Raw genomic sequence first — 6,684 nt, 5'->3', positions numbered from 1 at the left:
GTCCTGAAGCGCAAATGGCAGGCGGCGTTGAGGCCGGGCCAGACCATGCCGCGCTACGAGGACGTGATGCTGGGCAGCCTCGGCCGGCTCGCCGATCACATCGCGGTCATGAAGAATGAAAGCGGCGTGCTGCAGCTCTCGCGTTCGGGACGCTACGTGCAGCAATGGCTGCAGGACGAGCGCTGGGACATTCCGATCGCTGCGGTGTCGCCGGATTGTGCGACCGTGCTGAGCGAAGCTGCCGATTGCGCGCTGTCGAGCGCCAAGCCCTATCTCGCCACGGCACATTGCGTGCGGGATGGCATGGTCCGCACCTACGATGTGCTGGCGCTGCCGACCGCCTCGCGCTGGGGCGCCACCCTGGTCGGGACCTATATCAACGAGCGCGCAGCCCAGTACAATCTGCTCGACGCGATCTTCTCGACCACCGATGACGGCGTGGTGTCGCTGGCGACGATCCGCGATGCGGCAGGCCAGCCCAGCGACTTCCAGATCGTCCATCACAATCAGGGCGCCGCAAAGCTGCTGAAACTGTCGTCGGCCAACCTGCAGTGGCGCCGGCTGAGGGAAGGCGGCCATCTGCTCTGCACGGCTGAGGTGATGGAGCGGCTGTTTGCGGTGGTCACCGATGGCGGCCGCGCGCAGTTCGAGCTTGATAGCGACGATCGCAATTTGCGGCTTGGCGCGCATGCGTTCGGCGACATCGTCTCGCTGACCATCGCCGACGTTACCGGGTTGAAGCGCCGCGAGGCCTCGTTCCGCCTGCTGTTCGACAACAACCCGATGCCGATGGGCATCTTCGACAAGGCGACCGCGAAGATTCTCAACATCAACGATGCCGCTGTCAGGCACTATGGCTACAGCCGCACGCAATTCCTGAAGATGACAATCTGGGATCTGTGGCCCTCGGGCGAATGGGAAAATCTCGATAAGGCGCTGCTGCGGTTCGACGACACCGATCACTTCCATCAGGACTGGCGCCATCTGAAGGCCGACGGCAGCGAGATCCAGGTGCTGACCTACGGGCGGCGTGTCGCTTTCGACGGCCAGGACGGTTTCCTGGTCGCGATCGTCGATATCACCGAGCGCCGCAAGGCCGAGGCCCGCATCGCGCATATGGCCCATCATGACGGCCTCACCGACCTGCCGAACCGCGAATTCTATCGGGAGCGCCTCGCGCAGGCGCTGGAGCGGGGCGCTGCAGCCGGCAAGCACGTCGCGGTCATGTGCATCGATCTCGACCTGTTCAAGAACGTCAACGACTGCTTTGGCCATCCGATCGGCGACCGGCTGTTGCGGGCGGTCGCTGGGCGCTTGAAGACGCAGACCCATGGCGGCACGCTCGCGGCGCGGCTCGGCGGCGACGAATTCGCCGTCATCCTCACTGCCGGCGTCTCGCCGAACGAAGCCAGCGATACCGCCAACCGCCTGATCGCGACCTTGAGCGCGCCTTACGAAATCGACGGCAATGAGCTCGTGATCGGCGCCTCCATCGGCATCGCGCTGGCGCCCGGCGACGGTGCGAGCTCGGAAGAGCTGATGAAGAACGCCGACATGGCTCTGTATCGCGCCAAGCAGGATGGCGGCGGCGTGCATCGCTTCTTCGAGCAGGAAATGGACCGCCAGGCCCAGAAACGGCGCGACCTCGAGCACGATCTGCGCCGGGCCTTTGCCCATGGCGAGTTCGAGCTGCATTATCAGCCGCTGGTCGACGTGGCGTCGAACCGCATCAGCGGCTTCGAGTCGCTGCTGCGCTGGCGCAATCCCGACAAGGGCATGATCTCGCCGGCCGATTTCATTCCGGTGGCGGAGGACATCGGCCTCATCGTGCCGCTCGGCGAATGGGTGCTGCGCGAGGCCTGTCACGAGGCCGCAAAATGGCCCGACGAGATCAAGATCGCGGTCAATCTCTCTTCCGTGCAATTCCGCAGCCGCAATCTGGTCCAGGTGGTGATGTCGGCGCTGGCGCAGTCCGGCCTGGCACCGACGCGGCTCGAGCTCGAGATCACAGAATCGATCCTGCTGGCCGAGACCGAGACCAATCTCGCGACCTTGCATCAGCTGCGTGCGCTCGGCGTCAGCATCTCGATGGATGATTTCGGCACCGGCTATTCCAGCCTGAGCTACCTGCGCAGCTTCCCGTTCGACAAGATCAAGATCGACCGCTCCTTCGTGAAGGATCTCGCGGAACGCACGGATTGCGTCGCGATCGTGCGCGCGATCTCGGGCCTTGGCCGCAGCCTCAACATCACCACCACGGCGGAAGGGGTGGAGACCACCGACCAGCTCGATTGGTTGCGCGCCGAGGGCTGCAACCAGGTGCAGGGTTTTCTGTTCAGCGCCGCAAGGCCGGCTTCCGAGATCGCGGAGCTGCTGGTCCGGTTCGGCGCGCTTGTGTCGAAGGCGGCGTGAGGCGCGACGGCGGCCTTTCGTTCTACGCAGTTGCTTGGTTTGGTATTCGATCTGAATGTCAAACAGCACTTCCATTGTGCGGACATGGCATCGCGTTCTCGCAGCCTGTCGTGCCCGAGCTTTGCGAAACATGAACCCTCTGAAACGAGAGGGCGCAGGGAAGGTCGGGTATCTGCTGATACCCATGGCCCCCGTGCGTAAAAAGTGCACGGGGCAGGAACCACAGGCTCAGCCGGATAGTCCGACCTTCCCTGCGCAATGGGTTACGGCTTATACGCGCTCTCCTCGGGGACCGGCGTTCTTGCCCCCGTCGCCGCGATGCTCGTCATGAACATCGCTGACTTGGTCTCAGCACCGGGAGACCAGGACCACGCGACTTCGCCGTCCGCGCCATGCCGTTCGTCGGCGTGTGAAGCACACGCTGCGGTACGTCGCGTCCATCGCATCCCGCACCCAACGCTCGTGACGATCGCGTAGCGCCCCTCGTGATCGAGGCGGGATGCGCAGAAATCTGCGACTGATTTGCCCGACGACACAAGCGGAATTTTTGCCGGGAAGCACGACAGGTCGGAGATATGATTGATGGAACGGGAGAAATTAGTGTTCTGGCGCGATGCGAACGCGTCAGCGATCGGGCGAATTCCCCCGCTGCGCAGATTTCCCGGCGAGCGGTATGCAAAGTGAGCGCGTCATCGAGAGCTGGGCCTGATGGCGGTGTGTGGTGCAAGATCATCCTCGCTCTCGATGTTCAGCACGTCCTGCGCTGCGGTCAAACGCAATTTTATCTAATCTTGTTGGTCTCTGGTCATGTTTCGCTTTTAACGTGTATCCGGCGGAAGGTGGCCGGGCATGTACGTTATCAATAATTCATTTCGCGCATTAATTGTCGCACTGATTCCTCTTGCCGTCGCGCATGCCGTCATGACGGCAATGGCGCTGCTTGGCGCGAAAGCCATGGAAGCCGAAGCTCCCGCGCCTGATCAGGTCTTGATGTTCTATCTGACCCGCCTGGCCATCGATTGCGGCCTTCTGTATGGCGGTCACCTCATGCTGAGGCAGCGAAGGGTATCGAGCCGGATGGCTTATGCCATCATGGGCGGAGCCATGGCCGTGGTGGGATATGCGATTGCAATCCGAAACAGCATAGAGCTCTCGCCGCCTGCCGGCGGCACGGCTCTGACGATCGGCCTCTTGCCGGCGGTCGCAGGCATGATCGCGGGCTTTCTCTATGGGCAGTTTGCCGGCGTGTCTGCGGCCGCGCGCTTCCCGGCGCTGTCATATGAGGGCCTCGCGAACTCGCTCGCGTTCGATGGTCCCACCCGTGTCCGCACCTCGATTGCCGGCATCGTTATTGCCGCAATGATCCCGGCGCTATTGACGACAGTCTTGTCGGCGACGGTGGTCGCACTGCTGCCGGCTTATTTCAACTATCTCACGGGTGGACCCGGACCGAATGTCGGCCCGATCATGGCGGCGGCAATTCCTGCACAACTATTCCTGACAATCCTGGTTGCGACGATTGTCCCGTCGGCGGTGTTCGTCCTGTGCCTGCATCACATTGCGAGGGCGCTTCGCCGTCATCGCGCCTTTGAATATGCGGCACTCGGGGGCGTCATGGCCTTGATATGCGCCTATCTTCTGATGCCGCTGACACCATTCACTTCGGTGTCCTACCTTTTCATTCCTGCGATTGGCTACGGGGCGATCATGGGCGCGTTATATCGCCGGTTTGCCGGATTGGAGCCGCTTCCGCTGCCCGAGGCCGTGATCGCCGATGATACGGATGCGCTCGTCGGCGCCGATCATCCGGCGCGACGGCGCCGCGGTGTGATCCTCAGCAACTAGAGCGCAGCGCGTCAGGAGGACGATCGACATGAAGGGACTTGCTGGGCTTGGCGCCGCAGCATTCATAGCTGCCGCGGCTGCCCTCTGGTTTGCCACGCGACCGGCCGTTGTCAGCGTGGAAGTGCGGCCGCTGACGCCTAGCGCGGATGTCCCCACTTTCCGACGCGTAGCCGACTGAGAAGGCGAATGCTGGTCAGGGCAGGGATGGGTACGAGGAGCCGAGCTTGAGCAATGATAGTGTTTCTATCCTGCAGACATTCCGCGACCCGCTGATAGGTCTTCCTCTTTCCCACCTATGGCGAGGTGCCGGTTCGGCTATCTTCCTGGAGTTTGGGCGTCTCGCGAGCCGTCGACGCCGCGACGGGACGCTTGGAAACCCGCGTGGCGAGTTTGGTCTGATGATCGAGTGGAGTTGGCGGATCGAAGACAGTACGTCGATCTTGTGCGGAAGCTGGAGCGAGGAGCCGTTGTGGGAGACAACATTCGATCTGGTCCGCAACAAGTCTCTTTCGGAGTTGTCGATCGTTGGGCGGCTGCCCGAAATCGTCGTAGCTCTGTCGGATAACCTCTTCGTATCGTCGTTCATGACTGCTGAAGGCGATCCCGCGTGGGCGCTGTTCGACCGGCGAGAGGCGATCTTGAGAACCTTGAGCGTTCGGCAGGGGCGCCTGGAGTTAGAAACGTAGGAGCCTACGTTGTCGTAAGGCGCGATGGGATGGGAGGTCTCAGGCGGCCGACGGCGGTGCCCGCGATGCCCCCTCTAAGCCTCAACCGGAAATGAGCGATCGAAGCGGCAAGAGCCACCTTTGACCTGGAGCGGTCATCCGGCCGTTCCAATTCGAACTCCCACCTTAAAGGTGACAGATTTCGGACCTTGAGAAGAGTGGACGAAAGTTCATGACGTCGGAGTACAGGAATGAGCCCTTCCGGATCTCTGATCGCGATCCTGCCGTGTAATGATCTTGATGCGTCGGAGCGGTTCTACAATCGACTAGGCTTTGCGCGCCCGGATAGCCAAAGGCCTGCTCCGGAAGAACCCGACACTTATCGTATGCTGTCGAACTCGAAAGGCGGATATCTGCACCTGACCGACGCAGTCGAGGGATGGCTAACGCCAGGCAGAAACCCTTTTGGGCTTTATCTTTACCTCGAGAATGTTGACGCTGCGGCGCGCGAGTTTCAGCAGTCACCCGAAGACAAGCCGTGGGGGATGTACGAATTCGCGATATCTGATCCGGATGAAACGCTGGTCCGTGTCGGTTGGCCGACCCGTCTCCGCGCCGGAGCGCAATAATTCGCCCGCAATTTGGCCATAGCCGAAGATCGCCTCAAGGTTCAACCGGCAGTACGCGGCCGGAGATCTCTAGCCCGCTTCTGACCTAAAGGCGACCTGTTCTGGCGTAGCAGCCGGTCTGAAATCGGGTGGATCGATCTGCGGGAAATCCTATCGTGACAACGCGCAGATAGGAGCCTGACAGGCAAACATTTCATTCGATAGCAGCTCTTTGCGGAGACGGTCTCCGACCAGAACTGCGAGAGCTATTCGAGAGGCTGGCGATTGATCCGCACTCTGTACTGCATGTCCGCCATGACGGCATGGTCCAAGCTGGATCAGACCCGGTTTCCGAGGCGTCCACTCAAACCGAACACAGAAAGACAGGAGTTAGCCACATGTCGAAGGAAAGTGAGAACAAGGCGATCGTAGGTCGCTGGTTTACTGATTTTTGGGGCAAGGCCTGCAACCTGAATATCGTCGATGAACTCGCAGCGCCGGACATGCTGTTGCAGTACTCGCTTCACGCGCCACGTCGCGGCCGCGACGACATCAAGGCCTTCATGACCGACTTTCGCGAGGCTTTTCCCGATCTCAACTTTTGGGGCAGGGCGGACCTGATTGCCGAGGGTGACTACGTCGTCGGGCGCTGGGAGGGTGGCGGTACCCACACGGGCGCTGCCTTCCGTGACTTTTTGGTGGGATCACTTCCAGCCAACAGCGGACGCATTATGAGGTTTACGGGAACGACCGTTCTTAAGCTCAATGACGGCATGATCGTCGAGGAGATCGGCCTTGACGACGGCGTAACTGCTCTGACGCAGCTCGGACTTATAAAGACCGCTGCATAAGCTTGCTCGCGCGCGAGTCGTGTCAGCAACGGGCCGGCCTTTTCGGGGCGGCCCGCAATCGCCGGGGCCCCGATCAGGCACGTGCCGACGTCGCCTATTGGCCCATTGCCGAACTGAGAGCCGCAATTTTGCGTCTGCTCAGGAGCGGCGAGTGGATTGTAATACTCGGCTTGAATGTTTCCGGTCGGTTTGGATGGTCATTGGCTGTCTTGCGCGGCGGCACCTCGATCACGGGCCTGCATAGCACGACGATCATTCCATCCCCGCACCGACATACGCCGCCAGTTCGTCCGGCGTCCCCAT

At 61.4% G+C, this 6,684-nt stretch carries 5 protein-coding genes; all 5 read left to right on the top strand.

The features are described 5' to 3' along the window. The coding region (locus WA702_RS21945; RefSeq protein ID WP_425112650.1) for a putative bifunctional diguanylate cyclase/phosphodiesterase at positions 1-2,412 on the top strand (2,412 nt) is incomplete at its 5' end. An 849-nt stretch (positions 2,413-3,261) separates the two neighbouring features. After that, entirely contained in the window at positions 3,262-4,257 is a 996-nt protein-coding gene (locus WA702_RS21940; RefSeq protein WP_425112649.1) for a hypothetical protein, read from the top strand. Between the two features lie 224 nt (positions 4,258-4,481). Continuing rightward, positions 4,482-4,943 carry a hypothetical protein gene (locus tag WA702_RS21935; protein WP_425112648.1) on the top strand — a complete coding sequence of 154 codons (462 nt, stop codon included), beginning with the start codon at positions 4,482-4,484 and terminating at the stop codon, positions 4,941-4,943. Between the two features lie 230 nt (positions 4,944-5,173). Next, complete coding sequence (locus WA702_RS21930; protein ID WP_425112647.1) at positions 5,174-5,551, top strand: VOC family protein; 378 nt, start codon at positions 5,174-5,176, stop codon at positions 5,549-5,551. A 377-nt stretch (positions 5,552-5,928) separates the two neighbouring features. After that, positions 5,929-6,381, top strand: coding sequence for an ester cyclase (locus WA702_RS21925; RefSeq protein ID WP_425112646.1), 453 nt, complete (start codon positions 5,929-5,931; stop codon positions 6,379-6,381). Positions 6,382-6,684 lie beyond the last annotated feature (303 nt).

Source organism: Bradyrhizobium sp. (assembly GCF_049798375.1).
Taxonomy (GTDB): domain Bacteria; phylum Pseudomonadota; class Alphaproteobacteria; order Rhizobiales; family Xanthobacteraceae; genus Bradyrhizobium.
Note: the sequence above shows the minus strand (reverse complement) of the source record. Positions and strands in the feature narration are given on the sequence as shown.